Source organism: Mycetohabitans endofungorum (assembly GCF_002927045.1).
Taxonomy (GTDB): domain Bacteria; phylum Pseudomonadota; class Gammaproteobacteria; order Burkholderiales; family Burkholderiaceae; genus Mycetohabitans; species Mycetohabitans endofungorum.
The window spans coordinates 221,695-246,688 of sequence record NZ_PRDW01000004.1; the positions used below are offsets into that span (position 1 = coordinate 221,695).

At 63.1% G+C, this 24,994-nt stretch carries 24 protein-coding genes and 3 pseudogenes; 20 read left to right on the top strand and 7 right to left on the bottom strand.

Annotated elements, in window-relative coordinates; genetic code table 11:
* Positions 1–36 precede the first annotated feature (36 nt).
* The 5 genes from cadR (at position 37) to B0O95_RS05820 (ending at position 4,900) form a co-directional block, all read left to right on the top strand.
* Positions 37–468 carry a Cd(II)/Pb(II)-responsive transcriptional regulator gene (cadR, locus tag B0O95_RS05800; protein ID WP_104077109.1) on the top strand — a complete coding sequence of 144 codons (432 nt, stop codon included), beginning with the start codon at positions 37–39 and terminating at the stop codon, positions 466–468.
* A 115-nt stretch (positions 469–583) separates the two neighbouring features.
* On the top strand, positions 584–1,507 hold the full coding sequence (locus B0O95_RS05805) for a PRC-barrel domain-containing protein (RefSeq protein ID WP_233203158.1): 924 nt from the start codon (positions 584–586) through the stop codon (positions 1,505–1,507).
* Positions 1,504–2,769 carry an MFS transporter gene (locus tag B0O95_RS05810; RefSeq protein ID WP_104077034.1) on the top strand — a complete coding sequence of 422 codons (1,266 nt, stop codon included), beginning with the start codon at positions 1,504–1,506 and terminating at the stop codon, positions 2,767–2,769. The genes B0O95_RS05805 and B0O95_RS05810 overlap by 4 nt, the downstream gene beginning before the upstream one ends.
* A gap of 147 nt (positions 2,770–2,916) precedes the next feature.
* Positions 2,917–4,023 carry an OpgC domain-containing protein gene (locus B0O95_RS05815; RefSeq protein WP_104077035.1) on the top strand — a complete coding sequence of 369 codons (1,107 nt, stop codon included), beginning with the start codon at positions 2,917–2,919 and terminating at the stop codon, positions 4,021–4,023.
* Between the two features lie 34 nt (positions 4,024–4,057).
* Positions 4,058–4,900, top strand: coding sequence for an alpha/beta hydrolase (locus B0O95_RS05820; RefSeq protein ID WP_104077036.1), 843 nt, complete (start codon positions 4,058–4,060; stop codon positions 4,898–4,900).
* A 75-nt stretch (positions 4,901–4,975) separates the two neighbouring features.
* Here the strand turns inward: B0O95_RS05820 and B0O95_RS05825 are convergent, their stop codons facing one another.
* Positions 4,976–5,890: a helix-turn-helix transcriptional regulator gene (locus B0O95_RS05825; RefSeq protein ID WP_104077037.1), complete on the bottom strand. Its 915-nt coding sequence runs from the start codon at positions 5,888–5,890 to the stop codon at positions 4,976–4,978.
* Positions 5,891–6,874: 984 nt separating this feature from the next.
* Here B0O95_RS05825 and B0O95_RS05830 point away from each other — a divergent pair.
* Both B0O95_RS05830 and B0O95_RS16415 read left to right on the top strand, forming a co-directional pair.
* Positions 6,875–7,078, top strand: coding sequence for a cold-shock protein (locus B0O95_RS05830; protein ID WP_076784893.1), 204 nt, complete (start codon positions 6,875–6,877; stop codon positions 7,076–7,078).
* Between the two features lie 227 nt (positions 7,079–7,305).
* On the top strand, positions 7,306–7,557 hold the full coding sequence (locus B0O95_RS16415) for a hypothetical protein (protein WP_104077038.1): 252 nt from the start codon (positions 7,306–7,308) through the stop codon (positions 7,555–7,557).
* A gap of 60 nt (positions 7,558–7,617) precedes the next feature.
* Here B0O95_RS16415 and B0O95_RS05840 read toward each other — a convergent pair whose 3' ends face one another.
* A complete protein-coding gene (locus B0O95_RS05840) occupies positions 7,618–7,857 on the bottom strand; it encodes a hypothetical protein (RefSeq protein ID WP_104077111.1) in 240 nt (79 codons plus the stop codon).
* A gap of 225 nt (positions 7,858–8,082) precedes the next feature.
* Between B0O95_RS05840 and B0O95_RS05845 the strand changes: the two genes are divergently transcribed.
* The 6 genes and pseudogenes from B0O95_RS05845 to B0O95_RS05870 all read left to right on the top strand — a co-directional run.
* Positions 8,083–8,502 (top strand): hypothetical protein, encoded by a 420-nt coding sequence (locus tag B0O95_RS05845; RefSeq protein ID WP_104077039.1) that lies wholly within the window; start codon positions 8,083–8,085, stop codon positions 8,500–8,502.
* Between the two features lie 64 nt (positions 8,503–8,566).
* Positions 8,567–8,953 carry a hypothetical protein gene (locus B0O95_RS15370; protein WP_146063993.1) on the top strand — a complete coding sequence of 129 codons (387 nt, stop codon included), beginning with the start codon at positions 8,567–8,569 and terminating at the stop codon, positions 8,951–8,953.
* Positions 8,950–10,416: a TolC family protein gene (locus B0O95_RS05855; protein WP_104077041.1), complete on the top strand. Its 1,467-nt coding sequence runs from the start codon at positions 8,950–8,952 to the stop codon at positions 10,414–10,416. Before B0O95_RS15370 ends, B0O95_RS05855 begins: the two co-directional genes overlap by 4 nt.
* A gap of 1 nt (position 10,417) precedes the next feature.
* Entirely contained in the window at positions 10,418–11,722 is a 1,305-nt protein-coding gene (locus B0O95_RS05860) for a multicopper oxidase family protein (RefSeq protein ID WP_104077042.1), read from the top strand.
* A gap of 104 nt (positions 11,723–11,826) precedes the next feature.
* A complete protein-coding gene (gene bla / locus B0O95_RS05865) occupies positions 11,827–12,768 on the top strand; it encodes a class A beta-lactamase (protein ID WP_104077043.1) in 942 nt (313 codons plus the stop codon).
* 56 nt (positions 12,769–12,824) lie between these two features.
* Positions 12,825–13,013: pseudogene (locus B0O95_RS05870) on the top strand (helix-turn-helix transcriptional regulator); the annotation flags it as partial.
* Between the two features lie 125 nt (positions 13,014–13,138).
* Here the strand turns inward: B0O95_RS05870 and B0O95_RS05875 are convergent.
* From B0O95_RS05875 to B0O95_RS05885, 3 genes are all read right to left on the bottom strand, one after another.
* Positions 13,139–13,384: a hypothetical protein gene (locus B0O95_RS05875; RefSeq protein ID WP_104077112.1), complete on the bottom strand. Its 246-nt coding sequence runs from the start codon at positions 13,382–13,384 to the stop codon at positions 13,139–13,141.
* A 167-nt stretch (positions 13,385–13,551) separates the two neighbouring features.
* Entirely contained in the window at positions 13,552–13,971 is a 420-nt protein-coding gene (locus B0O95_RS05880) for an Hsp20/alpha crystallin family protein (protein ID WP_104077044.1), read from the bottom strand.
* Between the two features lie 37 nt (positions 13,972–14,008).
* Positions 14,009–14,449, bottom strand: a complete 441-nt coding sequence (locus B0O95_RS05885; protein WP_104077045.1) for an Hsp20/alpha crystallin family protein — start codon at positions 14,447–14,449, stop codon at positions 14,009–14,011.
* A gap of 412 nt (positions 14,450–14,861) precedes the next feature.
* Between B0O95_RS05885 and B0O95_RS05890 the strand changes: the two genes are divergently transcribed.
* The 4 genes from B0O95_RS05890 (at position 14,862) to B0O95_RS05910 (ending at position 21,049) form a co-directional block, all read left to right on the top strand.
* The gene (locus tag B0O95_RS05890) at positions 14,862–17,453 is read left to right on the top strand and encodes a penicillin-binding protein 1A (RefSeq protein ID WP_233203160.1); all 2,592 of its coding nucleotides are present in this window, start codon (positions 14,862–14,864) and stop codon (positions 17,451–17,453) included.
* 421 nt (positions 17,454–17,874) lie between these two features.
* Complete coding sequence (locus B0O95_RS05900) at positions 17,875–18,969, top strand: NAD(P)H-dependent flavin oxidoreductase (protein WP_233203142.1); 1,095 nt, start codon at positions 17,875–17,877, stop codon at positions 18,967–18,969.
* A gap of 83 nt (positions 18,970–19,052) precedes the next feature.
* Complete coding sequence (locus B0O95_RS05905; protein ID WP_146063994.1) at positions 19,053–19,496, top strand: hypothetical protein; 444 nt, start codon at positions 19,053–19,055, stop codon at positions 19,494–19,496.
* 383 nt (positions 19,497–19,879) lie between these two features.
* Positions 19,880–21,049, top strand: a complete 1,170-nt coding sequence (locus B0O95_RS05910) for a chitinase (protein ID WP_269845324.1) — start codon at positions 19,880–19,882, stop codon at positions 21,047–21,049.
* Positions 21,050–21,142: 93 nt separating this feature from the next.
* On the opposite strand, the pseudogene B0O95_RS16425 reads toward B0O95_RS05910, so the two are convergent.
* Positions 21,143–21,395, bottom strand: a pseudogene (locus tag B0O95_RS16425) (OmpW family protein); the annotation flags it as partial.
* 88 nt (positions 21,396–21,483) lie between these two features.
* Here B0O95_RS16425 and dinB point away from each other — a divergent pair.
* Positions 21,484–22,653, top strand: coding sequence for a DNA polymerase IV (gene dinB / locus B0O95_RS05915; protein ID WP_104077049.1), 1,170 nt, complete (start codon positions 21,484–21,486; stop codon positions 22,651–22,653).
* A gap of 93 nt (positions 22,654–22,746) precedes the next feature.
* Here dinB and B0O95_RS05920 read toward each other — a convergent pair whose 3' ends face one another.
* The gene (locus tag B0O95_RS05920; protein ID WP_104077050.1) at positions 22,747–23,397 is read right to left on the bottom strand and encodes a GntR family transcriptional regulator; all 651 of its coding nucleotides are present in this window, start codon (positions 23,395–23,397) and stop codon (positions 22,747–22,749) included.
* A gap of 216 nt (positions 23,398–23,613) precedes the next feature.
* Between B0O95_RS05920 and bioB the strand changes: the two genes are divergently transcribed.
* Positions 23,614–24,654 (top strand): biotin synthase BioB, encoded by a 1,041-nt coding sequence (gene bioB / locus B0O95_RS05925; RefSeq protein WP_104077051.1) that lies wholly within the window; start codon positions 23,614–23,616, stop codon positions 24,652–24,654.
* Positions 24,655–24,671: 17 nt separating this feature from the next.
* Positions 24,672–24,815 (top strand): annotated as a pseudogene (locus B0O95_RS05930) (8-amino-7-oxononanoate synthase); the annotation flags it as partial.
* Positions 24,816–24,994 lie beyond the last annotated feature (179 nt).

A 24,994-nucleotide genomic window follows, 5' to 3' on the forward strand; every position in this document is an offset into this window, starting at 1 on the left:
TCACTTCAAGGTCAAGTGGATCCATGCGGGACAATGATGAAAATTGGTGAATTGGCAAAGCGGGCCGGGTGCACGCCCGAAACAGTCCGTTTCTACGAGAAAGAAGGGTTGCTGCCGGTGGCGGCGCGCACAGGCGCCAATTACCGCGCATACGGCGAAGCGCATTTGGACCGTTTGCGCTTCGTGCGCAATTGCCGGGCACTGGACATGACGCATGACGAGATTCGCGTGTTGCTGCAGGCCGCGGACGCCCCGGCGCGCGATTGTGGCGCGATCGATGCGCTCGTCGATGAGCATTTGCGGCACGTCAACATGCGAATCGACGAACTGCAGCAGCTGCGCGCACAATTGAGCGCGCTCCGCGAGCGGTGTCGCGGCGCGCGGTCCGTTCAGGATTGTGGCATCATGCGCGGCTTGGCAGCCATGGATAGTCCTACTCATGTATTGAGGCAGACTCATCTGGGCTGAACGCGCGATGCACGAGTTGAGCCAATCTGTCCCCTCCCTGATGAGCGGTTTTTCCCGACGCGCTTGCCGCCCGAATCATCCCGTTCTGGTTCTACGTTGTCTATGCCTGTTGAGCATGCTGATGGCGCTCGCCGCTTGTAGCACGTTCGATCAGCAGAGCGCGGCACCGATCGTCGAAGGCACGGCGCAGGCGGTGCCCCTGCCTGAAGCGGCGCCGCCGGAACCGGCCGCGCCGCTGGTGCAACCTGAGCCCGAGCTGCATGAGGCGAAGACGGATAGTGACCGTGCGGCGCCGAAAAAGCCGCATCGATCACCGCAACGCGCTACGGCGACCGTGTCTTCGCCGCCGACGGCACAGCCAATGCCGACGCCGCTGGTCGCATCGCGGCTGCTGTATCCGGGTCAGGTTAAGGGTCTGCTCGATACCGAGGTGCAACGACCGGACGGCAAGGCCATCGGCCATGCCGTGGACTTGGTGGTCGATGCCAACGGGGTGCTGCGCGAGATCGTCGTCAACCTGACAGGGTTCATGGGAGTCGGGGATCGCAAGGTCGATTTCCCGCGTGGCGCGCTGCGGGTCAAGCCGGTGGGGCCGCGTGTGGCCGGGGCGTTGGAGTTGGTGCCATCGCGCACGCCGCCGATCGATCCGGCCAAGCCGGCACAAGCCGGCAGCACGACATCGGGCACTGTGCCGCTGATGGATACCACCGTGCAGCGCACCAACGGCTCGAAGGTGGGGCGCGTCGTTGACGTGCTGATCGATGCGGGGCTGCGGCCGCAGGCTGCGGTGCTCGAGCTGGGTAACTTGATCAGCGCAGACCGGCGGCGGATCGCCGCCGATTGGTCAGCGCTGCGCTTCGTGGCCCGGGACAAGGCCATCCAACTGCTGTTGGACCTATCGGACCAGCAGCTTGATGCTTCGCCGTCCTATGTGGCCGACCAGCCGATCCGTGCGGTATCGCCTGCGCCCACCGCTGCGCGCGGCACGCCGGCCGCGGCGCGACAGCCGGCGGCCCCGGCAGGGCGGGCATCCCGATGAGCAAGACTGTTATGCCGAAGGCACGGAGCCTGCGTGCGCTGGATGGCCTAAACTTTTTCCTTGCAAATGTCCAGACGGGGTTCGGTCCGTTCATCGCCTCGTATCTGGCCACGCACAAATGGACCCAAGGAGAAATCGGCATCGCGCTGTCGGTCGGCACGATCACGGCAATGGTTAGCCAAGTGCCGGCCGGTGCGTTGATCGACGCGACGCAGAACAAGCGTGCCGCGGCGATGGCTGCGATTGTTGCGATTGCGATCTGCGCGCTGCTGCTGGCTGGCAGCCCGACCACGATCCCCGTGCTCGCTGCGGAGGTGTTCCACGGCTTTGCCAGTTGCATGTTGACGCCGGCCCTCGCGGCGTTGTCGCTCGCGCTGGTCGGCCGCCACGCGTTGGGCGACCGGCTGGGCCGAAATGCGCGGTTTGCCTCGATCGGCAGCGCGGTGGCGGCCGGGTTGATGGGATTGTGTGGCGAATATGTATCAGTGCGCTCGGTGTTTTGGTTGACGGCTGCATTGACGCTGCCAGCCATTGTCGCGTTATACATGATCGATCCGCTTCATCTGGGTCCGGCGCGCGCCGCGCGCGAACTGCCACAGCGGCCTGCGCCGGCGCAAGCGGCGCCGGCGCCGCCGCGCGAGAGCATCGGCGAGCTGTTGCGGGATCGGCGCATGCTGACGTTCGCCGCATGCATCGTGTTGTTTCACTTGTCCAATGCGGCCATGTTGAATCTGGCGGCCGGCGAAGTCACCGCGCATATGGGCGACAACGTGCAACTGGTGATTGCCGCGTGCATCATCGTGCCGCAGTTCATCGTGGCACTGCTCTCGCCGTGGGTCGGGCGCTCGGCGCAGCGATGGGGACGCCGGCCAATTCTGTTACTGGGCTTTGCCGCGTTACCGGTGCGGGCGCTGCTGTTTGCTGGCGTTACCACACCGAGCCTGCTGGTGCCGGTGCAAATCTTCGACGGGCTGAGCGCCGCGGTATTCGGCGTGATGCTGCCGTTGATCGCAGCCGATGTGGCCGGCGACAAGGGGCGCTACAACCTGTGCATCGGCGTATTCGGCCTGGCCGCCGGCATCGGCGCGACGCTGAGTACCGCGCTCGCCGGACTGGTCGCGGATCATTTTGGCAACGACGTGAGCTTCATCGGCTTGGCGGCGGCCGGCGCGCTGGCCGTGCTGCTAGTGTGGCTGGCGATGCCCGAAACGCGCGAGGCCGACGCCACGGACGCCGATACGACGCCGGCTGCTCGCGCGTGACGTGTGGGAGCATGGCGTGTGAAGACGCGGAACTCAATGGCATAATACGGTTTGTACCCATTGCGCAGCGCTTCGTCTTGGGTGACGGGCGGTGCGCGGTGGGTTCCCGGCCCGCCTTGCCTGTTTATCCATCCCCTCTTTGTACTGATGCAGCCATCGACTGCTCGCTTGGCCGAGCTCGACTTTTTTCGTGGCCTCGTATTACTGATCATCGTCGTCGATCACATCGGCGGCAGCATGTTGTCACGTGTGACGCTGCACACCTATGCGCTGTGCGATGCTGCCGAGGTATTCGTGTTCCTGGGCGGCTACGCCACCGCCATCGCGTGGACCACGCTCGCCGCGCGTCGTGATGAGGCCGCCGCGTGCCGACGTTTCATCCGCCGTGCGTGGGAAATCTACCGTGCTTTTCTCGTCACCGCCGGTTTGATGTTGCTCGTCAGCGCGATTCTGCGCGCGTTCAGCATCGACGCGCCAAATATGGTGTCGGCTGACCTGGACGGGCTGATTGAGTCGCCTGCGGTGGTGCTGCGCGACATCTTATTGTTTCGACGGCAGCCCTATCTGGCGTCCGTGTTGCCGATGTATGCGTTCTTTGCGCTGGCGGTACCGGTGATCATCCCGCTTGCGCGCAGCTGGCCCTGGTTGCTGGCGGCGTGCTCGTTCGCGCTGTGGTGCCTGGCCGGCGACGCGTACTGGCTGCTACCGGCCGCACCGGGGAACCGGTGGAACTTCAATCCGTTCGCCTGGCAAGCGATGTTCACGCTCGGCGCGCTGGCGCGCTGCCAGCCGATCTACGCTGGCCTGCGTTGTTCGCGCGCAGGCTGGATCGTTAGCGTCGCCGCGCTGTTCACGGTGCTTGTCTGCGCGTACTGTAAATTGTCCGTCGATGGGTCGTCGGACAGTGTAATGAAGCGCGACTTGCAATGGCCTCGGGTGGTCAATTTTATTGCGCTCGCCTGGCTGGTGGCGAACATGGTGCAATATGGCTGGATGCGTCGGCTGGCCGAATCGGTGCCGTGGATCGGCGCCGTTGGACGCAAGGGCCTGTTATGCTTCGTGGCGGGTACGGTGATTTCGCTCGGTGTCGATTCGGTACTCTACTGGTGGACCGACGGGTTGCTCGATGTGCCGCTCGGGCTCGTCGCCGACGCGGTGGCGATCGCCTCGTTGCTGCTCGTGGCTGGCTGCGCGGATCCGCTCATGCGGTGGTTCGGCGCAGCCGCTGCGCGCCGCACGGCCGGCGCGGCTTAAGCGTGCGCCTATCATAGGGAGGAGGGCGGGCTCGATGCGCATCTTGCTGGGGTGGCTGGCAGCGGTGCTCGGTTTGATGGCTGGGGCGCCTGCGATCGCCAGCACCGTGCTGATCCGCTCGTTTCATTCGGAAGCCCTGAACCGGGACTGGTCGTACACGATCTACCTACCGCCCGGCTATGATCACGACGGCCCACGATTGCCGGTCGTCTATCTGCTGCACGGAAACAATGGCGATGCGAACGACTGGATCTCACAGGGGCGCCTGCAGGCTACCGTCGACGCGCTGATCGAGCGTAAAGACATTGCACCGATCGTCATTGTGATGCCGCAGGGTGGTACGCAATGGTACGTGGACCGGAAGGAGGCGATCGAAACCGCGTTCTTCTCCGAGCTGATGCCGGAAATTGACGCGCGTTTCAGGGTTTCCCGGCAGCGCGACGAGCGGGTAGTCGGCGGTGTATCGATGGGGGGATTCGGTGCGCTGCGCTACGCGATGATCCGGCCGGACTTGTTCGGCTCGGCGATCCTGCTCAGTCCCGCCATCTACGCGAACGAACCGCCGCCGAGTTCGGCGGCGCGCTGGGTCGGGGTATTCGGTGCGGCGCAGTTCGACCCGCAGGTCTGGCACGAGTTAAACTATCCGGCGCAATGGAGTGCCTACTTGCGGCAACCGTTGCGTGTGCCCATGTTCGTTGCGTCCGGCGACGACGATCTCGCGATCCAGGCCGAGGCGTGCAAACTGTACGCGCACTTACGTGCGTGCGGCAATCCGGCAGCGCTGCGCATCGTCGACGGCGGCCATACATGGGCCGTATGGCGCAACCTGCTCGGAGACGCTTTGCGCTATGCACTGGCCCGGCCACGAAGCCGCTAGTACCGTGTCGCGCGCGTCATGTTACGGCAACGATGACTTGACGTTCATCATGCGAGTCACGATGATCCGTACCGGTCACAGGTATGCGCGCGCGACGTTGATCAACTGCACCCGGTTGCGCACGTTGAACAACGTACGCAATCGTCGCATGTGATAGTCGACGTTGTGTGGCGACAGGCCAAGGAAGTAGGCAATTTCCTTGTCGCGACGACCTTGCACGACGGCTTGCAGGATCGATTGCTGCAACTCGGACAGCGCGATCCCTTCGCGTTGTGGCGCCGGCGCCAGGCCAATCGCGCCTTGCGCGTGCGTCCAAATGAACTCGTGAATGGCATGCGCAAACATCAATGTCTGGGCAACGAGCATATCGCTGAGCCAGTGGGTGTCGTCCATTGATGAATTGAAACATAGGCAGGCCGTCGTATCGACGCGCGGCAGCGGGAAGCGGATCACCAGTCCGCTACGCCGCTTGTCTTCCTCCAGTAGCTCGATCAGTTGTCTGATGCGTTGGCTGCGCGATGGTGCGCGAGGCAGATCCACGCGCAGTTGCGTGGCGCTCCACGGCGATGGCAGGCCAGTGGACGATGCGCAATGGATCCTCGGGTCAAGGTCGAAATAGCGCTCGCGGAAGTAGCGTGACAACCAACTGCGCGACTCGTAGTCCGTCAGCACGAACATTGATTTGTGATCGCCGCTTTCGCGCAGCACGATATAGCTGAATGAGTCGAACCCCAATTGCGCAAGCTTGCGCCGCATGAATGCCACACGATCTTGCACATTGGTGTAGCGCAGCAGGGGGCTGATCGTAATGGGCTGGCGGGGGGCGGCCTTCGGGGCGCCGATGTCCTGCTCTGTAAACAGCGTAAGGAAGCCGCCGGGTGGCAGCGCTACGTGAGCCGTCGCAGCCACTGCGCCGTCAGACGGGTTTGGCTGTTCGCCGGATGCTGGCCGAGTAAGCCAGTACGGCAGCGTTTCGCATTCTTGCTCCATGGAACGGTAGCTCCAGCGTCGGTCGTGATGATGGGACTGCAACATCTAACGATCTTTTTTCGATTTGTACGGGTGCAGCACGCGAATCACACACGCTTGGCGGTACGCACCGACGCGGCAAGCAGCGTTTGGCGGGCGGGCCTGAGCGTCGTCAAACTTCGGGTAGCGGGCAACGCGCTGCGACCGTATAGTGAACCAACATGGCGAAGTTTGCAGGTGCCGGTCTGCGGTCCGTCATGGCGGTGCGCCCGGCGGCGCATCCATCCTTGCAGCGCCGTACCAGGCTTGGTGTCGTCAACCGGGTATGCCCGGCTGGCGCCATCGGAGTCGGAATGCGTGGCGCCGGAAACACAACTAATGAGTATTCCAGAAGTGTCGTGAACCGGTACATACGAGGTTTCGTAGTGGCGCGGCATCGGAAAAGCCACCGCGTCCGAGCCGCTCTTGTGACGGAAGATGCGCGACTGAGGCCGTCAGGCCGCGGTGGCGGACAGCGCGGGGCTCGCGCGGTAGCGCAGTGTAGGCGCAATGGCATAAGCACTGGCAAGGCGGAACGCATCAGTTCGTTGACTGCCGCGCGCATAGTGTTAGTGTGTCAGGCGCGAGACACGGCGCTGCGCCGCGCACGAGCGTGGTGGGCACGATCAATGCTCAATTTCGCAGCCTATCGGTTGAATCATATAGATTACGCAAAAAGAAACCATTCTGTTCAGCAATAGAGGCGTCCGTTTGCTGGCGCCCATTGACGCGCCAGGCGAGCACTATCAGGATTTTTATTACGTTAAGCATGACCACGCGCGAAAACGTTTGACTGTATGCATTATTTCGCGTATCTTTGCTGACTGAAGTTTTCAAGATGTCCGATTGCTGTTCATCATCTGTCCGCGACCCACGCGGTACGCTCGTTGTCCTCTCCCTCTTGATCGCTTCCGTACTGCCGCACTAAGCGGGAAACATTTATTTTTTCTTTTGAGGGATTCGTCCATGGATACCGGTATCGTTAAGTGGTTCAACGACAGCAAGGGTTTTGGTTTCATCACGCCGGACGCGGGTGGTGAAGACCTATTCGCGCATTTCTCCGAAATCACCGGAGAGGGATTCAAGACGCTGGTGGAGAACCAGCGCGTCAGCTATCAGGTCAAGCGTGGCCCGAAGGGTCTGCAGGCCGCGAACATCAAGCCGCTGTAAGCTTCATACGTGTAAGCTCAATACGTCCGGATATGTCCGGACGACAGGCTGCCTCGCGTCCGCGGGGCAGTAGTATTGCCCGCCAGTCTTCCGCGCCGTGCCGTCTTTTCGACCGCGCGGCCGTCGATCCAGCGCTTCGCGCTCCCATCTGAATGCGCCCACCCACCCTGGGTGTTGCCCCATTCGTGGCCACTGGCCGGCTGTGTCACATCATAAAGATAAAGATAATGCACAATCAAACTATTCGGATGTACCGCGGTTATGCGGTGCAGCCTTCCGCGCATCGGTTACCCGATGGCTGTTTTTCTTCTAACGTCACGCTGGAACGGGCAAATTCGCCCATGTCGTCGCCATTGACAGCGGCGAAGACCGCAGCAAAGTTATATTGTTTCTATTCGCTCGATTATTTTAGTTCTGAACAAGAGGCGGTCCGCTATTCGAATCGCTGGGCCCAGCATTGGATCGATATGCGCGGTTGAGCACCGTCGCCCACGGCTGCCCCGAATACTGCGTCTCGGCTGATCGAGGAGCGGCGGGTTTCAGGCGTCCAGCAGGGCCATGATGCGACCGGTTTCCCGGTCCGATTCGAAAGGGCCCATGCCATGTTGCTGCAGCAGTGCCCGGACGGCATAAAACATTAGAAAACGGTTCATATCGACTTCGTGACGGCGGCCGACGAGCAACTCGTCCAACGTAACGCTGGCGCTGTTTGGCAGGTACTGCTTGACGATGGCTGATCCATCGTTGCGAATCCATTTCAGCAAGTCGTTCCTGTTCATCTCGACTCCTGGCGGGGCCGTGCCCGAGCCGGTGCCGATCATCGGGCAGGCGCAACGGATCATGACGGCGGTAAGGTGGCGGTGCGATACGGCATGCACCGACGCGGTGCTGTATGTGGCGAAGGCGCAAGGCCGCAACGCCGCAACGCCGTGGTCGCCACTTAGCAGGTATCGGTTCATGCTAAACTGCTGCGTATGTCCGTCTGGCGCAGAGCTTCTATCGTCTTGCTGTTGATGCTGGGTTTGCCGATCCGGCTCGCGGTGGCATCCGTGAATTGCGATCTGTCGCAGTTCGCGCCGCCAGTAATGCATGCGCATTCCGCGCATGTCAAGACCGCCGTGTGCGACATCGATCCGCATGCGGTGTTGGCCACCCGGGCGGTATCCCCGGACGCTTCATACGTGGGCGCGTCCGATGGCGCGCATGCCGGCCAGCGAGGCCATGGCGACCACGTATCACATCATGGCGCGGGCCAGTGCAGTGGTGGCGCAAACTGCTGCGTCGGCGCGCCACTGCCGTGTGTCGGCACGATTGCCGACATTCGTGCATTCGTCAATCTCCGTTTGTTGCCTCAGCCATCCGTTGGCGCAATCCGCTTCTTGACTGGCGGTATTGAGCGACCTCCGAGCGCGTATCCCGTCTGAGTTCATCGTCCGCTCGCCAGTGCAAGCGAAGCGGTGACTTGTCGGCCGGCCGTCACGCCGGCCCTTGGACCTGTTCGAGATCATCATGCGCAAGCTGTTTGCAGCGCTCGCGTGCGCCGTGGCTCATGTGCCGCAGCTCATCTACGCCGAGTCTGCCTTTCCCGGGCCGGCCGACGCCAGTGCGTCGGTTCCGGCTGTCACCGTGCCACCGGCCTTTGCCGGATATCATCGATACGACGATAGCGACGCCGTCGAGTGGATTCGGTTGAATCGTGCGCTCGCGCCGGGCCGTGGCGAGTCGGTCGGGCCGAGCCGTTCCACCCCGCAGGGGCGGGCCGCGTCGCATGATCATGCCGGCCACGTTGTCCGTGTCAACCACGCTGGCCACACTGATTCCATTGGTCGAGTTAATCACACAGGTCACACAGGTCATCAGGAGCATACGCAATGAGGTCCCGGCGCGCTCGATGCAGAGCCGTACTGACCGTGGCGCTGGCCACGACGATACTGGCGGGCTGCGCGGTACCGCCAGCCGATGGAGGCTTTGGCGCGATCGCTGACGCCGCGTCCAAGCGGCTCGGCAAGCAAGCTGTCTGGGTGCGTACCGACGAAGATCGGCAAGCGGTGGCGCAACGTACCCGCGAGCTGCTTTTACGGCCGCTGTCGATCGACGATGCCGTCCAGGTGGCGTTGCTCAATAATCCCGGCTTGCAGGCCACGTATGCCGATCTGGGTATTGCACAAGCGGATTTGGCGCAGGCCAGCCGCCTGCCGAACCCCGGATTTCGCTTTAGCCGGACGCATTCGAACAGCAACTTGAGCATCGAGCGTACATTCTCGCTCGGTCTGCTCAGCGCGCTGACGATGCCGGCGGTGATGCGTATCGAGGGGGCGCACGTGGAGCAAACCAATTTAGCCCTCGCCGACGCGATGCTGGCCGTCGCAGCCGACACGCGCCGGGCCTACATCGAGGCAGTGGCGGCACGGCAAGCGCTGCAATATGCGCAACAGGTGGTGGACTCGGCGCAAGCAGGGGCAGAGTTGGCGCGCAGACTGCGCGAGGCAGGCAATTGGAGCAAGCTGGATTATGCACGGCAGCAGGCATTCTATGCGCAAGCGGCCGCGATGCTGGCCAAGGCGCAGCTACAAGTGTCAACCGAGCGCGAGAAGCTGACCCGCGTAATGGGACTGTGGGGCGATGCGATCGACTACGCGTTACCTGATCGCCTGCCGGCGCTGCCCGCCGAGCGCATGGCGCTTGTCGACTTGGAACCGTGGGCGATCGATCAGCGTCTGGACGTGCAGGCTGCACGACTGCAGGCGCGCCGCGTCGCCGCGTCGCTTGGCCTGACGCGCGCCACGAAGATGGTCAATGCCTTGGATCTCGGCTACATGGACAACAACGAGACGGACAAGGGCCACGAGCATGGCTACGAGATCAGTGTCGAGGTGCCGATATTCGATTGGGGCGGCGCAAAGGTGGCACGTGCCGAGGCGACGTACAGGCAGGCGGTTGAGCGACTCGCACAGGTGGCGCTCCAGGCACGCTCGCAGGTTCGGCAATCTTATGCCGCGTACGTCACGAGCTATGACGTCGCACGGCACTATCGCGACGAGGTACTTCCTGTGCGCAAGGCGATTTCCAACGAGATGTTGCTGCGCTACAACGGCATGCTTGCCAGCGTGTTCGATCTGCTGGCTGACGCCCGCGACCAGGCTGACGCGGTGAGCGCATCTATCGACGCACTGAAAGACTTTTGGCTCGCCGAAACGGAGCTAGAGCGTGCGCTCGGCGGCCGCCTGCCGACGGCGGTAGCGCAGCACGCCGGGGCGGTGGCGGCGGCAAGCGTTCCTGTAGCAAGTCAACCAACGACACACGAGCCGGCTGCTGCTCACCCGCGGGAGGGGCACTGAGATGGTCACACGCCGACAATTCTTGAACGGCTCCGGCGCCGCATTGCTGGGCGCGGCGCTGGTTAGCAAAGCCGGCGCGGCGGCTTTGCCGGAGGCACCGTCCAGCGCCAGTGTCGCGACCCAGCCGCCGTTGGCTCCGCGCGATGGCCGGCCGTACAAACCGGTCGTCACGCTCAACGGCTGGTCGCTGCCTTGGCGCATGCGCAATGGCTGGAAGGAATTCCATCTGGTAGCTGAGCCGGTGGTGCGCGAGATCGCACTGGGGATGCAAGCGCACCTGTGGGGCTATAACGGACAGGCGCCGGGCCCGACGATCGAAGCGGTTGAAGGCGACAAGGTGCGCATCTTCGTGACGAACCGCTTGCCCGAGCGTACCACCGTGCATTGGCATGGGATGCCGCTGCCGTGCGGGATGGATGGCGTGGGCGGTCTGACACAGCCGCATATCCCGCCCGGCAAAACGTTTGTCTACGAGTTCCAGCTCGAGCGGCACGGCACTTTCATGTATCACCCGCATGCCGACGAAATGGTGCAAATGGCGATGGGCATGATGGGCCTGTTTATTGTCCACCCGAAAGCGCGTGGCGTGATGCCAGTCGATCGGGATTTCGTATTCTTGATGTCCGCGTATGACATCGATCCTGGCAGCTTCACGCCGCGGGTGAACGAGATGACGGATTTCAACGTCTGGAGTTGGAATGCACGGGTGTTTCCTGGTATCGACCCGCTGCCGGTGCGCCGCGGCGATCGTGTGCGGATTCGCTTCGGCAACCTGACGATGACCAATCATCCTATCCATCTGCACGGGTACACCTTCGAGGTGACGGGAACCGATGGGGGCTGGATCGCGCCGGCAGCGCGATGGCCGGAAGTGACCGTGGATGTCGGCGTTGGCCAGATGCGGGTGATCGAGTTCGAGGCATCGCGCCCGGGAGATTGGGCGTTCCATTGTCACAAGTCGCACCATACGATGAATGCGATGGGCCACCAGGTGCCGAACATGATCGGCGTGCCGCAACAGGACTTGGTCAAGCGTATCAACAAGCTGGTGCCCGACTATATGGCAATGGGCAGCACCGGCGGATCGATGGGTGAAATGCAGATGCCATTGCCAGATAACACGCTGCCGATGATGACCGGGCAGGGACCGTTCGGTGCGCTCGAAATGGGCGGGATGTTCACCATCGTGAAGGTCCGCGAGGGCCTGGGCCGCGACGACTACCGGGATCCGGGCTGGTACCGGCACCCCAGGGGAACGGTCGCGTACGAATACGCGCAGGACTCGGCCGCCGCGCGCGTAAAGTAATTATCATTGCTTGTCTACACACGGAAAAGAACCGATAGTTCTCTTTCTCGGGCAATACTATTAGACAACAGCATTTTCTGCATCGACTAACAAAAGGAAAGCTAATGCGTTACTGTCGCTCCCGTCGCGCGCTGCTGCGTGCCTGTGCAATGCTCCCGTGGATGCCGACGCTGGCAGCGTGCGCGGCGCAAGGACCGAGCGCCTCGGCGCCGGGGCCATCTATGTTGCGAGGGCCGGCCACATTGCAAAGACCAGCCGCGTTGCAACTCGAAGCGCTTGCGGTACTGGAGGCGCGCATGAGCGGGCGCCTCGGGGTTTGCGCGATCGACACGGGTAGCGGTGCGCGGCTCGTGCACCGTGCAGAGGAGCGTTTCCCGTTCTGCAGTACGTTCAAGGCGGTGCTTGCGGCAGCCGTACTGGCCCGCAGCGGGGATACGCCCGATTGGTTGTCGCAGCGCGTTCGGTATGGCTCGGCTGATGTGGTCAGTTATTCGCCGATCAGCGGGCAACATGTCGGCGCCGGAATGCGCATTGACGAAATGTGCGCGGCAACGCTGCAGTACAGTGATAATACGGCAGCGAATCAGTTGATGAAGGTCCTTGGCGGAATTGATGCGGTAACAGCATTTGCCCGTTCAGTGGGCGATGCTACCTTCCGGCTGGATCGCTGGGAGCCGGAGTTGAACACAGCGATACCTGGGGACGTGCGCGACACGTCGACGCCGGCGGCGATGGCGGACACGCTGCGTGCGGTGATGCTGGGCAATGTGTTGCGTCCGTGGCAGCAGCAGCGATTGCAGCAATGGATGCTGGGCAATCGCACAGGCGACAAGCGAATCCGTGCCGGCGTGACCGCGCAGTGGCGCGTTGCCGACAAGACGGGTACCGGGGAGTACGGCACTACCAACGACATCGGGGTCCTTTGGCCGCCCGGACGGGCGCCGATTGTGCTGTCCATCTATTTCACCCAGCCGCAGCAGGATGCACCGGCGCGCGACGAGGCGATCGAGCACGCCACGCGTATCGTGGTTGACGCGCTGAGTTGAAGGCGTACCCCGGCGAGCCGCCATTCGGAGCGCTCGTGAACGAGACTTTGTCGGATATGCCACCAGGCGCCCAATTGGGCAGCCAGCTCAGGCGTTGGCGGGCGCTGCATCGCATCAAGCAGGCGCATGCTGCCGAGCTGTTCGGTGTCAGCCAGTCGACGATTTCTCGCTGGGAGGCGGGCTTACAACCAATGGAGTTGGCCGAGCAGCGGCACGTGGCGCATACATTGTCGGCGCGGCTCGAGTATGGGCGCCGGTACACGAGCACCCATCCGTTCTTCGCCGAGATACGGCAAGTGCTTGATAGCGAGACGCTCGCACGGATCACGCAACCGTGGTGAACCATCGTTGTGCACTCGTGCCTGCTGTGCTAGAGCGCGTCCTCCGCGCCGACGTGCCGTTGCGGCGGTGTGTGGGTGGCCTTCAGCCGGCGCGCTGCGGCTAGCAGCGACTGGCCGGTTGGCGTCAGCATCGGGCGGCGATGGCCTTCGGCGAGCTCTTCCAACTCGACGAGTTGCCGCTCGAGCAGCGTGTCCAGTTCAGCACGGTTCATGTCGATCTGCTCCGGTGCGTTGCGGATCAGCATCAACGTGGCGAATTCGTGTGGGCTCAGCATCTTCGTCTCCAAATCGTTCATGAGGCTGCGATCCTGTCGCCTAGGATCACAAGATAAAGCGGCGAGATGACAGGCCGATGGCAGCGGCCGCCCAGCGCCCCAGCGCGATTACGCATCGGGGCGCGGGCTGTCGAGCGGACACCGGTCCGCTCGATCACTGACGGTGTTCAGCCGATGCTGACGTCGATCCGGCGGGGCTTGGCCTCGTCGCGGCGTGGGATGGTCAGCTTCAGCACGCCGTCGCGCAACTGCGCGTCGCTGCGTGATGCATCCAGATCCGCACCCAGCGCGAACGTGCGGGCGAAATGCGGATCGCGCAATTCGGCGTGCTGGACTCGCAAGCCGGTGGGCGTCGGCACGACGGCCTCGGCCTCGATCGACAGTGTGCTGTCCTGCACGCTCACGCAAAGCTTGTCGCGTGGCACGCCGGGCAGGTCGACCAGTAGCGTGACGCCGTTGCGGTCCTCGAAAATATCCACGGCCGGCGCCACTGTCGTGCGGCGTGGTTGCGGCGCCGTTGCGTTTTGTGCGGCGACGCTGGCGTCCTGTTGGGTGGGACGTTCGACCAGTTCGGTGGTGTTGCTCATGGTGTGCTCCTGGTTTGCGTCAATGCGGGTCAATAGGTCATTGCACTGTGATCGATCGCGGCTTAGATGCCTCGAGCTTGCCGATGGTCACGCTCAGGCAGCCGTTCACATAGCGCGCCTGGACCTTGTCTGGATCGGCCTGGTGCGGCAATTCGATGATGCGGCGGAACGTGCCGCTGAAACGCTCCTGCAGATAGGTCCGCGTGTCGTCGGGACGCTCCGGTTGCACGCGCTTGCGCTCGCCGCTGAGGATCAGCAAGCCGTTGTCGATCGACACATCGATCTGCGCCGGATCGAGTCCGGGGGCGAATGCGACAATCTCGATCGACTCGTCCGTGCTGCCGATGTTGACCGCCGGGAATGTCCCGACGCGCGACGCGCGCAAGCTAGTCGGCATGTTGGCGAACAGGTTCGCGACCTGCCGTTGTAGACGATCGATGTCGTTGAAGATGTCTGTGCTAAAAAACAAATCACTCATGGTTTGCTCCTTCGATCCTTCGTCGAAGGGGCGAACCGGGCTACGCGCTCCAGCCCGCCCGTCAACGCTGGATCCGTCGACAAACAAATCGAAACACGCAGCGCGTAATACGCGACTGCCCAAGTGATTCATAACATAGTTCTGCCACACGAAATTTCAAGAGGAGGCGGTTGATGCAGGCGCAGGTTGGTGTTGGATCAGCGGCAAGTTGGCGGTAAGCAAATTGGCGGTAAGTCAGTGGTAAGTCGGCGGGGCCGGCGACACGGCGTGCCCCCGGTACACGCAGCATCCGAGCCGACGTGCGATCGCCGCCTATTTTGGTACGATTCAGTCTTTCATCGAACGGTAGCCGACTGTGAGACGCACGGACATTGCCCCGCTGCGCGCGTGGTGCGCCGCCCTGCTGGACCGCATGGGGCCGCACGCCACGAGGCTCTGGCGGCGTGCGCGGCATCCGGGTCGGTGCAACCTGGCCTGGGTGGCCGCGGTGGTGCCTGCCGCGATGGCACTGTACGTGCTGATCCTGGCGCCGTTCACGCCCGGCATCGGCGATATCCGTAAGGCGAAGGTCGAGCAACCGGCGCAGGTATTGTCCGCGGACGGCAAGTTGCTGGCCCAGTTCAAGCCGTCCAATCGTGAATGGGTCGCTTTGTCCGACATCTCGCCGCACGTACTCGATGCGTTGATTGCGACGGAGGACCATCGGTTCTATCAGCATCACGGCTTGGATTGGCGACGCACGGCAGCGGCGGCCGCACAGACGTTTTCCGGCGACCGGCAAGGCGGCTCGACCCTCACGCAGCAGCTTGCCCGCAATCTGTACCCGGATGAAATCGGGCGGGCGCCCACGCTCACGCGCAAAATCAAGGAGGCGATTACCGCCTTGAAGATCGAGGCCGTGTACACGAAAGCCGAGATCCTGGAAACCTATCTGAACACCGTCCCATTCCTGTACAACGCGTATGGGATCGAGATGGCGGCCCGCACCTATTTCGACAAGCCAGCCAGCGAATTGGATGTGTTGCAAAGTGCGACGCTGGTCGGCATGCTCAAAGGCAACAGCTACTACAACCCGGTCATCAACCCGGAGCGCGCGTTACAGCGGCGCAACACGGTGCTCGCGCAGATGGTCAAGTACGGCAAGTTGACGCCGAAGGCGTACGAATCGCTTGCGCGTCGGCCGTTACGGCTGGATTTCGAGCGGCAGGTCGAGCCGCCTGGCCCCGCTCCCCATTTTGCGCAGCAATTGCGCAAATGGCTGATCGCGTGGGCGGATCGCCACGACTACAATATCTACTCCGACGGCTTGGTCGTGCGCACAACCATCGATTCGCGGCTGCAGGCGATAGCCACGCAATCCGTCGTGCTGCACGGCAATCAATTACAAACCATTGCCAACGCTGCTTGGTCGAGCGCTTCGGCGTGCGTGGGCAGTCACGATTTCGTACAGACCTTCGTGCGCGACACGCCGGATTACCGGGCGGCGCTCGACGCGGGGTTGACGAGCCAGCAGGCGCTGAAACGGCTGCTGGCCGATCGCGGTTTCATGCAGGCGCTGTGTGACGAGAAAACACGTGTACAGGCGGACTTTGTCGCACTCGATCCGCGCGATGGCGCAATCAAAGCATGGGTAGGCAGCCGCGATTTCAACAAGGATCCATTCGACCACGTGCAACAGGCGCGGCGGCAACCCGGCTCAACGTTTAAGCCGTTCGTCTATGCCGTCGCGTTCGAGCAGGGCGCTCGTGCCGACGATACGATTGTCGACCAGCCAGTGTCGATCGCGCTGGAGGGAGGCGAAATCTGGCGTCCCGCCGATGACATCCCGCCCAGTGGACAGCCCATGACGCTGCGCGACGCTCTGGCGTACTCGCGCAATCGTATCACCGCTCAATTGATGCAATCGGTCGGGCCCGCGAAGGTGGCCAAGCTTGCCCAGGCGATGGGCGTGCGCGACAGCATGCTGAACCCTGTGCCGTCGCTGGCGCTCGGCACGAGTCCCGTCACGCTCAAGGAGATGGTGTCCGCATACAGTACCATCGCCGATGGCGGCCGCTATGTGCGGCCGATGATGGTCACCCGTATCGAGGACCGGGATGGCAACGTGCTGGCGCAACTCGCGCCGGATGCAGGCAAGCAGGTGCTGCCTGCCGAGGTCGCATGGACGTTGCTCGACGTGATGCGGGGCGTGATCGATCGGGGCACCGGTACCGCGATCCGCACCCGCTTCGGCATTCGCGCGGACGTAGCCGGCAAGATGGGCACGACGCAAGACAACGCGGATGGCTGGTTCATCCTGATGCACCCGCAATTGGTCGCCGGCGCGTGGGTTGGCTTCAATGACAGCCGTGTAACACTGCGCAGCGATTACTGGGGGCAGGGCGCGCATAGTGCGCTGCCGATCGTTGGCGATTTTTATCAGCGTGCGCTGCGCGCGCGGCTGATCGATCCGCGCCTGCGGTTCGCGAGCGAGCCGCCGCCCGGTATTGTGCAGCGCACGCTCGCGCAGGTTCGTGCCTGGCTCGCGCAAGTGTTTCCTGCGACGCACCAGGCCGAGCCCCCAGCGCCGCCGCGCCGGGCGCCGCGACGGATCGAACCGTCAGCGGGTGAGGTTGTCGTGCCGCCGCCGGCGAGCGGCGTCGCCGTGGACGGCGCGAACATGGGGCTGCCGGCGGGCGCGCCGGTATCATCGGCGGCATCCGTCGCGTCGGCCTCGTCGGCCGTGTCGGCCAGCGTGCCGCCGACATCGACGCCGGGTTCGACGTCCGAGGTGCCCGTCGCGCTTGCTGCGTCGCCGGCGGCGGCTTCTAGGGCGCCGGGTGCAGCGGCGTCGGTCGGCTCTGGCGGCGCAGCCGGCAGTCCGGCCACGTCGCTCGGCCCGTCGTCGCCGGAACCGGCTGCCTCGCGCGGCGTACCCCCGTTCGGCAATGACGTGCCGTGGGCGCCGACGCCAAGCCCTGATGCAATGGATTCGGATGCCGTCGGCCCACGCGCCGGCGAGTAAAGCGCCTGCGCCGCCGAGCATCGACGTGCCGATGTCGGGCAGGGGATATCGAACGGCGAGCGCTGGCGCATTGCGATAAAAAGCGCAGGCATCAACCAGAAGAACATAAACATCCAGGCGCTATAGCCCGCGGCGTCACCGGCGAGCCGCACGCCGATGGCGTCAATCACGGTGTAGACGGCGATCATTGCGAAGTCATTCGTGTAGCTGGTCATCGATGTCTCGGCTCGATCATGTCGAAGCCCGGGTTCTCGATACAGTCGATACAACGGATCTGTTTTGGCGATGGGTTGCATCTTGCATTTTCATTGGATCGCCGGCGGCTGAGCCCGTATGCTACGAACATGCCCTTCCGGCGTCCGTGCTGCCGGACGCACCGATCTGGCCAGGCATTGGCACGATCCGCCACCAGGAGACCACCATGAACCCTTCGCCTTCTTCACCGAACACCGGCGATGCTCGAAGCCGTGCGGCCGTGTTCTGCAGCCAATTTGGACTGTCGGCGCCGATCCTGCTAGCGCCGATGGCCGGCGCGTGCCCGCCGGCATTGTCGATTGCCGTGGCCAATGCAGGCGGCATGGGTGCCATGGGGGCACTGCTGACGCCACCGGAAGGTATCGTGCAATGGGCCGACGCGTTTCGCCGCGGCAGCACCGGGCGCTTCCAATTGAATCTATGGATTCCCGATCCGCCGCCTGAACGCGACCGGGACAACGAGCAGCGCGTGCGCGCATTTCTGGCGCAGTGGGGGCCTGGCGTGCCCGAGTCAGCAGGCGAGGCGGTGCCACCGGATTTCGCCGCGCAATGCGACGCGCTGATCGAGGCGCGGCCGGAGGTCGTCACCTCGATCATGGGGGTATTTCCGCCCGCGTACGTGAAGCGCTTGAAGGACCACGGCATTGCCTGGTTCGCGACGGTCACGACGCTGGACGAAGCCCGCGAGGCACAGGCAGCGGGAGCCGATGCGATCATTGCGCAAGGCTTCGAGGCGGGGGGTCACCGTGGCGCGTTCGATGCGGCCCGGGCGGAACGGCAGGCCGTTGGCCTGTTTGCGCTGTTGCCTCGCCTGGCTGACCACATTCGCGTACCGTTGATCGCCGCCGGCGGTATCGGCGATGGCCGCACGTTGGCGGCCGCGCTGATCCTCGGGGCGAGCGCGGTGCAAATCGGTACTGCCTTCCTGCGTTGCCCGGAGGCGGCGCTGAACTCCGCATGGGCGGACGCGCTGGACGGGTTGGAGCCGGAAGACACCGTACCGACGCGCGCGTTCACCGGCCGCCTCGGCCGTTCGGTGGCGACCGATTACGTGCTTGCAGCGGCGGCGCCGGATGCCCCGCATCCGGCGCCGTATCCGGTACAGCGCGCGCTTACCGCATCGATGAAAGAGGCCGGCGCAGCGGCGCGCGACTATCACCGAATGCAGGTATGGGCCGGGCAGGCTGCTGCAATGGCGCGAGCGGTCCCCGCGGCCGACATGGTGCGCGGCGCGTGGGCTGGCGCACAGCGCTATTTATAAATAGTGCGCTCGTCACCGGCGGCTCGGCAAGCGCCGGGTGGTAGTCCAGTGGAGAGTCGTGGTCGATCTCGATCGAGTTCTGGGTGTCGTCGATGCTGCTTTTCCCGATCGCGCGACAGAGGTCGGCGTGGCTTGCGCTGGGGCTTGCGTTCGCGGCGTGGGCATTCTTCTTCGCGCTGCACGGTCCAAACCTGCTGACGCAGTCGGACTATACGCGCTACGTGAACTTCGGCGTCATGCGCGGTATTGGCGGGATGCTGTTCGGCAACCTGTTGTTCCGGTTGAGCTCGACGCCTGTCGCATCGAGCCTGCGCCTCTTGAGCGCCCAGCCGGTTCAGGTGGCGCTTGTTGCGGTCGTGGGATGGGCCGTCTTCTATCAGGACGGCCACGCGTGGTTAGACGTGTCGATTATTCTGGCGTTCGACTGCGTTGTGCTGCTCATGGATGGAGGGAGGGAGCGGTATCGGGCGCATCTTCTCGCAGACGATCACTTCTCCGGGAGCGTCAGGCGCACCTTCCGCTCCTGAAGATATGCCATTGAGTATGACGCCCGCACCGGTATGTACCACTTTCCATGCCTTCGCCAGGTGCGATGCCGGCTCGCGCCTGCGATGCATCAATGCCCACTTTCGCTCATGATCCGGCAATGTTCGTGGACGGCGCGACGTCTGCTTCGGCCCGCCGCAGTAGCGCAATACGTGTCGACTCCCGAACCTGATCTTCAGCTTTGTTCTAAACGCCACGAGAATCAATTCGGACGTTGTTCATAGCGACTATCACGAACAGACAGACCTGTATTGTCGAGTGTTAATAGCGATGCGGCCAGCGCGCCTGTGGTGATCACCGTTCTCTTCATCGATCAGGAGAAGCAATGAAAAAGCACCTGTTGAAAGCGATAGCCCTGTCAGCCATGAGCGTTGGTCTCTGCGGGCAGGCGTTTGGCGAAGGCGTGTATGCGCCTTATGTCGACATGACGGCATGGCCCACGCCCTCGCTGGACGAGATCGGCGTGCAGCAAGGGATCCAGCAGTTCACGATGGCGTTCGTGTTGTCCGGCGGCAACCAATGCGTGCCGTCGTGGGGCGGCGTGCAGCCGATTGGGCGCGGCCAGACGTCGGATTTGCTGACTTCCATCGCCAAGTCGATCAACAATTATCGGGCCAAGGGTGGTGAGGTGTCGATTTCGTTCGGTGGCCAAGCTGGCATGCCGTTGATGCAGGCATGCAGCAGCGCGTCAGCATTGGCCGCGGCGTATCAGACGGTGATCGATACGTATTCGTTGACGCATATCGACTTCGATATCGAAGGTGCAGCGCAAACGGACAGCGCGGCGCTGACGCGCAATTTCCGGGCGGTACGGCAACTGCAGCACACGATGCGCACCAACGGCAAGACACTGCATGTGACGTTGACCCTCCCGGTGATGCCATCGGGGCTTACCGCCGATGGCTTGCGCGTACTTAACGCAGCACTGGACAATGGTGTGACGCTGGACACGGTCAACATCATGGCAATGGATTATGGCAATGGCACAACTGACATGGGCGCGGCGGCGAAGCGGGCTGCCACGTTGGTCTACGCGCAGTTGGATGCGGCGTACAAGGCGGCGGGCAGCACGAAGACCGACGCCCAATTATGGCAAATGATCGGCGTGACGCCGATGATCGGCAAGAACGACGTGCAAGGCGAGACGTTCTCGCTGGCAGACGCAAAGGCGCTGCTCGATAAGGCTCGCTCGGATGGTATCGGACTGCTCAGCAACTGGTCGATTGGCCGGGACAAGGCTTGCGCGAGCAATGGCGGTGGCGCATCGCCCAGTTGTTCCGGCGTCTCGCAGCAACCGTATGCATTCACGCAGGTGTTCCGGCAATTGAAGGGGCACTGGGGCGCTGGCGTGACGCAGGATCCGTCATATGGTGGTGGCTCGAATGGTGGTAAACCGGTGCCAGGTGCGCAATGGTCCAGCTCGCAGATCTATACAACCGGGATGACCGTCAAGTACCACGGCGTGACGTATCGCGCAAAGTGGTGGACGCAAGGCGACGTGCCGGGCCAGTCGGAGGTGTGGGCGAAGGTTTGAGCATGCCACTGTTGCGGCCCGCGCAACCGAGCTATCGTACACGCTCGATCTCGGTGTGCACGGTGGGAGACGGCGACGGGCCGGTGATTCGGAGGACAGTGCCAGCAACGTGATGAGCGGGTCGGCGTTCAACTTTGCCTTGGACATTGCCAGCGTGGTGCCGTCCGCCGCTTTGATCGTCGTGCTCGCATAGGTTGTCAGCGGCATGTACGACACCGACGCGGTCAATGGACCAGTGCGCGTAGTTCAACCCGAGGCTGAGGATCGGTGCGAGCGACGACGATGTGTTCACGCTGACCGAAGCGGATCCCGGCTTGCCGGCACCGACGGCCAGTACGCTGCCTAGGAAACGTACACGCTCCCGTTGCGTATCTGTACAAATATACAGGTATACTATCGCCGTTTAGCATCGCATAGCCGCCATTCCAATTGCCATGGTTCCGACGCGCCGGATTGCCCATCTCGACATGGATGCCTTTTACGCATCCGTCGAGTTGTTGCGCTATCCTGAGCTGCGCGGTAAGGCGGTGGTGATCGGCGGTGGCCGGAAGGCGGCGCCGCAGACGCTGCCGGACGGCACGCGCCGGTTTGCCCGCTTGCGCGATTATGCCGGTCGTGGTGTGGTCACCACGTCCACGTATGAGGCGCGCGCGCTCGGCGTGTTTTCCGCAATGGGCATGATGAAGGCCGCGCAGCTCGCGCCCGACGCCATCCTGCTGCCCACTGACTTCGACTCGTATCGCCATTATTCACGGCTGTTCAAGGCCGCAGTAGCGACTTTCACTGACCAGATCCAGGATCGCGGGATCGATGAGATCTACATTGATTTGACCGCGTTGCCCGACGACACGCGAGCGCTGGCGATGCGCATCAAGCAGGCGGTACGCGACGCGACCGGTCTCACATGCTCGATCTGCGTTGCGCCGAACAAGCTGCTCGCAAAGATCGGCTCGGAGTTGGACAAGCCGGACGGCATGACGATTCTGTCCATCACGGACCTGCCGACGCGGATCTGGCCACTGCCAGTGCGCAAGATCAACGGTATCGGCCCGAAGGCGGGCGAGAAGCTTGTGTCGCTGGGCATCGCCACGGTCGGCGATTTAGCGAAGGCCGATCCCGGACTGCTGCAGGAGCATTTCGGCCACAGTTATGCCGCCTGGCTGGCCGATGTCGCCCACGGCATCGATGAGCGGCCGGTACAAGTCACGTCGGAGCCGAAATCGATGAGCCGCGAAACCACGTTCGAGCGTGATATGCACGTGCGCCACGACCGCGCCGCGCTCTCGGCGATCTTCACGGACCTGTGCGTGCGCGTGGCGCAAGACTTGGCGCGCAAGGGCTATGTCGGACGCACGGTCGGGCTGAAGCTGCGCTATGCGGATTTCCGCACCGTTACGCGCGATGTCAGCTTGCCGGAGCCCACCGCGGATGCGGCCGTGATTCGGCGCGCCGCCACCGAATGTCTGAAGCGTGTGCCACTGGACAAGCGGCTCAGGCTGCTCGGTGTGCGGGTCAGTGCACTGCGACCGGCGCACGCGCAGCGCTTGGCGCGCGCGCCGGTGCAACACGAACTGCCATTTGCCGAAGCAGGGATCCAGAAGTGAACTGCTCCCGTGCTCTCGCTGAACTCCCATTGCGCGACGAAAGCCATCGGTGATCAACAGCCACGGCTCGGTGGCGCGACGGATATCACCGCGCTAGCTGACCGGAAATCCGACGCGCTCCATGGTGCCGATGTGACGTGACAGCAATTGAGCGGCACGCTCGAGATCATGGCCTTTCAACGCGTTGATGATCAGTTGATGATCGTGGTTCGAGCGCGATTGCCAGCCGCGCGCCCGGCCGACGGCGAGTACGAAGCGCGAACTGGTCAGTTGCAGCACGTCCAGCGTCGCCAGCAGGCGGGGCATCGCGCAATGGCGCACCAGCGCATGGTGGAACGCACGGTTGGCTGCATCCCACGACGCAAGCGAATTGGCGGCGTCGCACGCGGCGTGGGCGTTTTCAAGCGCCTCGAAATGTTCGGCGCGCAAGTGTGGCATGGCGTGGCGCAGCGCGAGCGGCTCGAGCACCGCCCGCATGTCAACTGCTTCCTTGATGGCGGCACGATCCAATGCGGTGACGCGTACGCCGCGCCTGTGCAGAATCGTTACCAGTCCGATTGCCTGCAGCCGCTGAAACGCTTCGCGCACAGGTACATGGCTCGCCCCAAATTCCTTGGCGATGTGGTCCTGCCGAAGAGCGGTACCGCCGGCTAACTCCCCGCTGACAATACGCTCGCGCAACCGGTCGACAATATACTCGACCAAGCTCGGCGTGCGGGTATCGCTTAGGCGCCCAATGTCCATTTCATAGATTATCTATTTTCATGAGTAGGTAAACTGACGTCAATTCCGTTATAACATCCGGGACGCAATCGGTGTGAGCTTGGGAAGTTGGTAGATTATCTATTAAATAAGCCGGGTGGTCGATACCACTGCGGCCGTGGCGCGTCAGCGGCGCGTGTCACACCTACCCGTAGCCGCCGGGTCGTTTGGATCCCATCCGCATAGGAGTATCTGCATATGTCGATTAGGCCAACAGAATCGTCGGCTCATTCCTCCAATCTGTCCGGCGACGACGCAGCGCCAATCCGGCACGATTGGACGCGCGAGCAAATTACGGCGTTGTTCGATTTGCCATTCGATGACCTGCTATATCGCGCGCATACCGTGCAGCGACGCTATCATGCCGGCCGCGGCCTGCAAATTTCGCAATTGCTGTCCATCAAGACGGGTGGATGCCCGGAGGACTGTGGCTACTGCAGTCAATCGGTCCACGCCGAGACCGACCTGAAAGCGATCGCATTGATGAGCGTGGACGCGGTGTTGCAGGCCGCTGCGCAGGCCAAGGCCGCCGGCGTGCAGCGCTTTTGCATGGGGGCCGCATGGCGCAGTCCGCGCGAGCGCGACCTGGAGCGGGTCTGCGCGATGGTGGAGGGCGTGAAGGCGCTGGGGCTGGAGACCTGCGTGACGCTCGGCATGTTGACCGACGCACAAGCGCAGCGCCTAGCCGACTCCGGACTGGACTACTACAACCACAACATTGACACGAGTCCCGAATACTATCCATCCGTGATCACCACGCGTACGTTGCAGGAGCGGCTTGACACACTCGAGCACGTGCGCAACGCGGGCCTGAAGGTTTGCTGCGGCGGCATCGTCGGCATGGGGGAGTCGCGCGAGGACCGAGTCGGCATGTTGCAGACATTGGCCAATTTGCCAGCACACCCGGAGTCAGTGCCGGTCAATTCCCTAATGCGGATCGAAGGCACGCGGCTCGCGCACGAGCGCGACGTCGATGGGTTGGAGTTCGTGCGCACGATCGCGGTGGCCCGCATCGTGATGCCGGCGTCCGTGATACGGCTCTCAGCCGGGCGTGAGCACATGAGCGACGAGCTTCAGGCGCTGTGCCTGTTTGCTGGCGCCGGCTCGGTGTTCATCGGCGAGAAACTGTTGACCACGTCCAATCCGGCTCCCCATCAGGACCGCGAGCTGATCGACCGGCTTGGCGCGACGAGCCAGGAATCGGCCCCGATCCAATGGATCGCCAAATCACGGCAATGATCTCCAGGAACACTCGCATGAAGCTGATTGAATCGCTTGGGCGTGGCTTGTCGGCGCTCGATGCAGACCACTTGCGCCGGCATCGGCGCATTGCCGACAGTGCGTGCAGCGCGCGGATGAGCGTGGACGGGCGACGCATCGTGGGTTTTGCGAGTAACGACTAAAATCCCCCCCCGGCACGCAATTTATGCCCCTGTTGTGCGAGCACGGCTGGCTATGCCGCTCAGCGCCGACTCGCGCCGTGCAAGTTACGCTGCCCGACTGGACCGCACTGCATGAGTATCTCGGTCGGGATGACAAGATGTTGCGGATGTCGCGGAAGTCCCTGAGTTGCATCCGC

Excerpts from the sequence above, each read along its gene's own strand:
- cadR (WP_104077109.1), top strand. The coding sequence starts at position 37 with ATGAAAATTGGTGAATTGGCAAAGCGGGCCGGGTGCACGCCCGAAACA.
- B0O95_RS05805 (WP_233203158.1), top strand. The coding sequence starts at position 584 with ATGCTGATGGCGCTCGCCGCTTGTAGCACGTTCGATCAGCAGAGCGCG.
- B0O95_RS05810 (WP_104077034.1), top strand. The coding sequence starts at position 1,504 with ATGAGCAAGACTGTTATGCCGAAGGCACGGAGCCTGCGTGCGCTGGAT.
- B0O95_RS05815 (WP_104077035.1), top strand. The coding sequence starts at position 2,917 with ATGCAGCCATCGACTGCTCGCTTGGCCGAGCTCGACTTTTTTCGTGGC.
- B0O95_RS05820 (WP_104077036.1), top strand. The coding sequence starts at position 4,058 with ATGCGCATCTTGCTGGGGTGGCTGGCAGCGGTGCTCGGTTTGATGGCT.
- B0O95_RS05825 (WP_104077037.1), bottom strand. The coding sequence starts at position 5,890 with ATGGAGCAAGAATGCGAAACGCTGCCGTACTGGCTTACTCGGCCAGCA.
- B0O95_RS05830 (WP_076784893.1), top strand. The coding sequence starts at position 6,875 with ATGGATACCGGTATCGTTAAGTGGTTCAACGACAGCAAGGGTTTTGGT.
- B0O95_RS16415 (WP_104077038.1), top strand. The coding sequence starts at position 7,306 with ATGCACAATCAAACTATTCGGATGTACCGCGGTTATGCGGTGCAGCCT.
- B0O95_RS05840 (WP_104077111.1), bottom strand. The coding sequence starts at position 7,857 with ATGAACAGGAACGACTTGCTGAAATGGATTCGCAACGATGGATCAGCC.
- B0O95_RS05855 (WP_104077041.1), top strand. The coding sequence starts at position 8,950 with ATGAGGTCCCGGCGCGCTCGATGCAGAGCCGTACTGACCGTGGCGCTG.
- B0O95_RS05860 (WP_104077042.1), top strand. The coding sequence starts at position 10,418 with ATGGTCACACGCCGACAATTCTTGAACGGCTCCGGCGCCGCATTGCTG.
- bla (WP_104077043.1), top strand. The coding sequence starts at position 11,827 with ATGCGTTACTGTCGCTCCCGTCGCGCGCTGCTGCGTGCCTGTGCAATG.
- B0O95_RS05875 (WP_104077112.1), bottom strand. The coding sequence starts at position 13,384 with ATGCTGAGCCCACACGAATTCGCCACGTTGATGCTGATCCGCAACGCA.
- B0O95_RS05880 (WP_104077044.1), bottom strand. The coding sequence starts at position 13,971 with ATGAGCAACACCACCGAACTGGTCGAACGTCCCACCCAACAGGACGCC.
- B0O95_RS05885 (WP_104077045.1), bottom strand. The coding sequence starts at position 14,449 with ATGAGTGATTTGTTTTTTAGCACAGACATCTTCAACGACATCGATCGT.
- B0O95_RS05890 (WP_233203160.1), top strand. The coding sequence starts at position 14,862 with ATGGGGCCGCACGCCACGAGGCTCTGGCGGCGTGCGCGGCATCCGGGT.
- B0O95_RS05900 (WP_233203142.1), top strand. The coding sequence starts at position 17,875 with ATGAACCCTTCGCCTTCTTCACCGAACACCGGCGATGCTCGAAGCCGT.
- B0O95_RS05910 (WP_269845324.1), top strand. The coding sequence starts at position 19,880 with ATGAGCGTTGGTCTCTGCGGGCAGGCGTTTGGCGAAGGCGTGTATGCG.
- dinB (WP_104077049.1), top strand. The coding sequence starts at position 21,484 with ATGGTTCCGACGCGCCGGATTGCCCATCTCGACATGGATGCCTTTTAC.
- B0O95_RS05920 (WP_104077050.1), bottom strand. The coding sequence starts at position 23,397 with ATGGACATTGGGCGCCTAAGCGATACCCGCACGCCGAGCTTGGTCGAG.
- bioB (WP_104077051.1), top strand. The coding sequence starts at position 23,614 with ATGTCGATTAGGCCAACAGAATCGTCGGCTCATTCCTCCAATCTGTCC.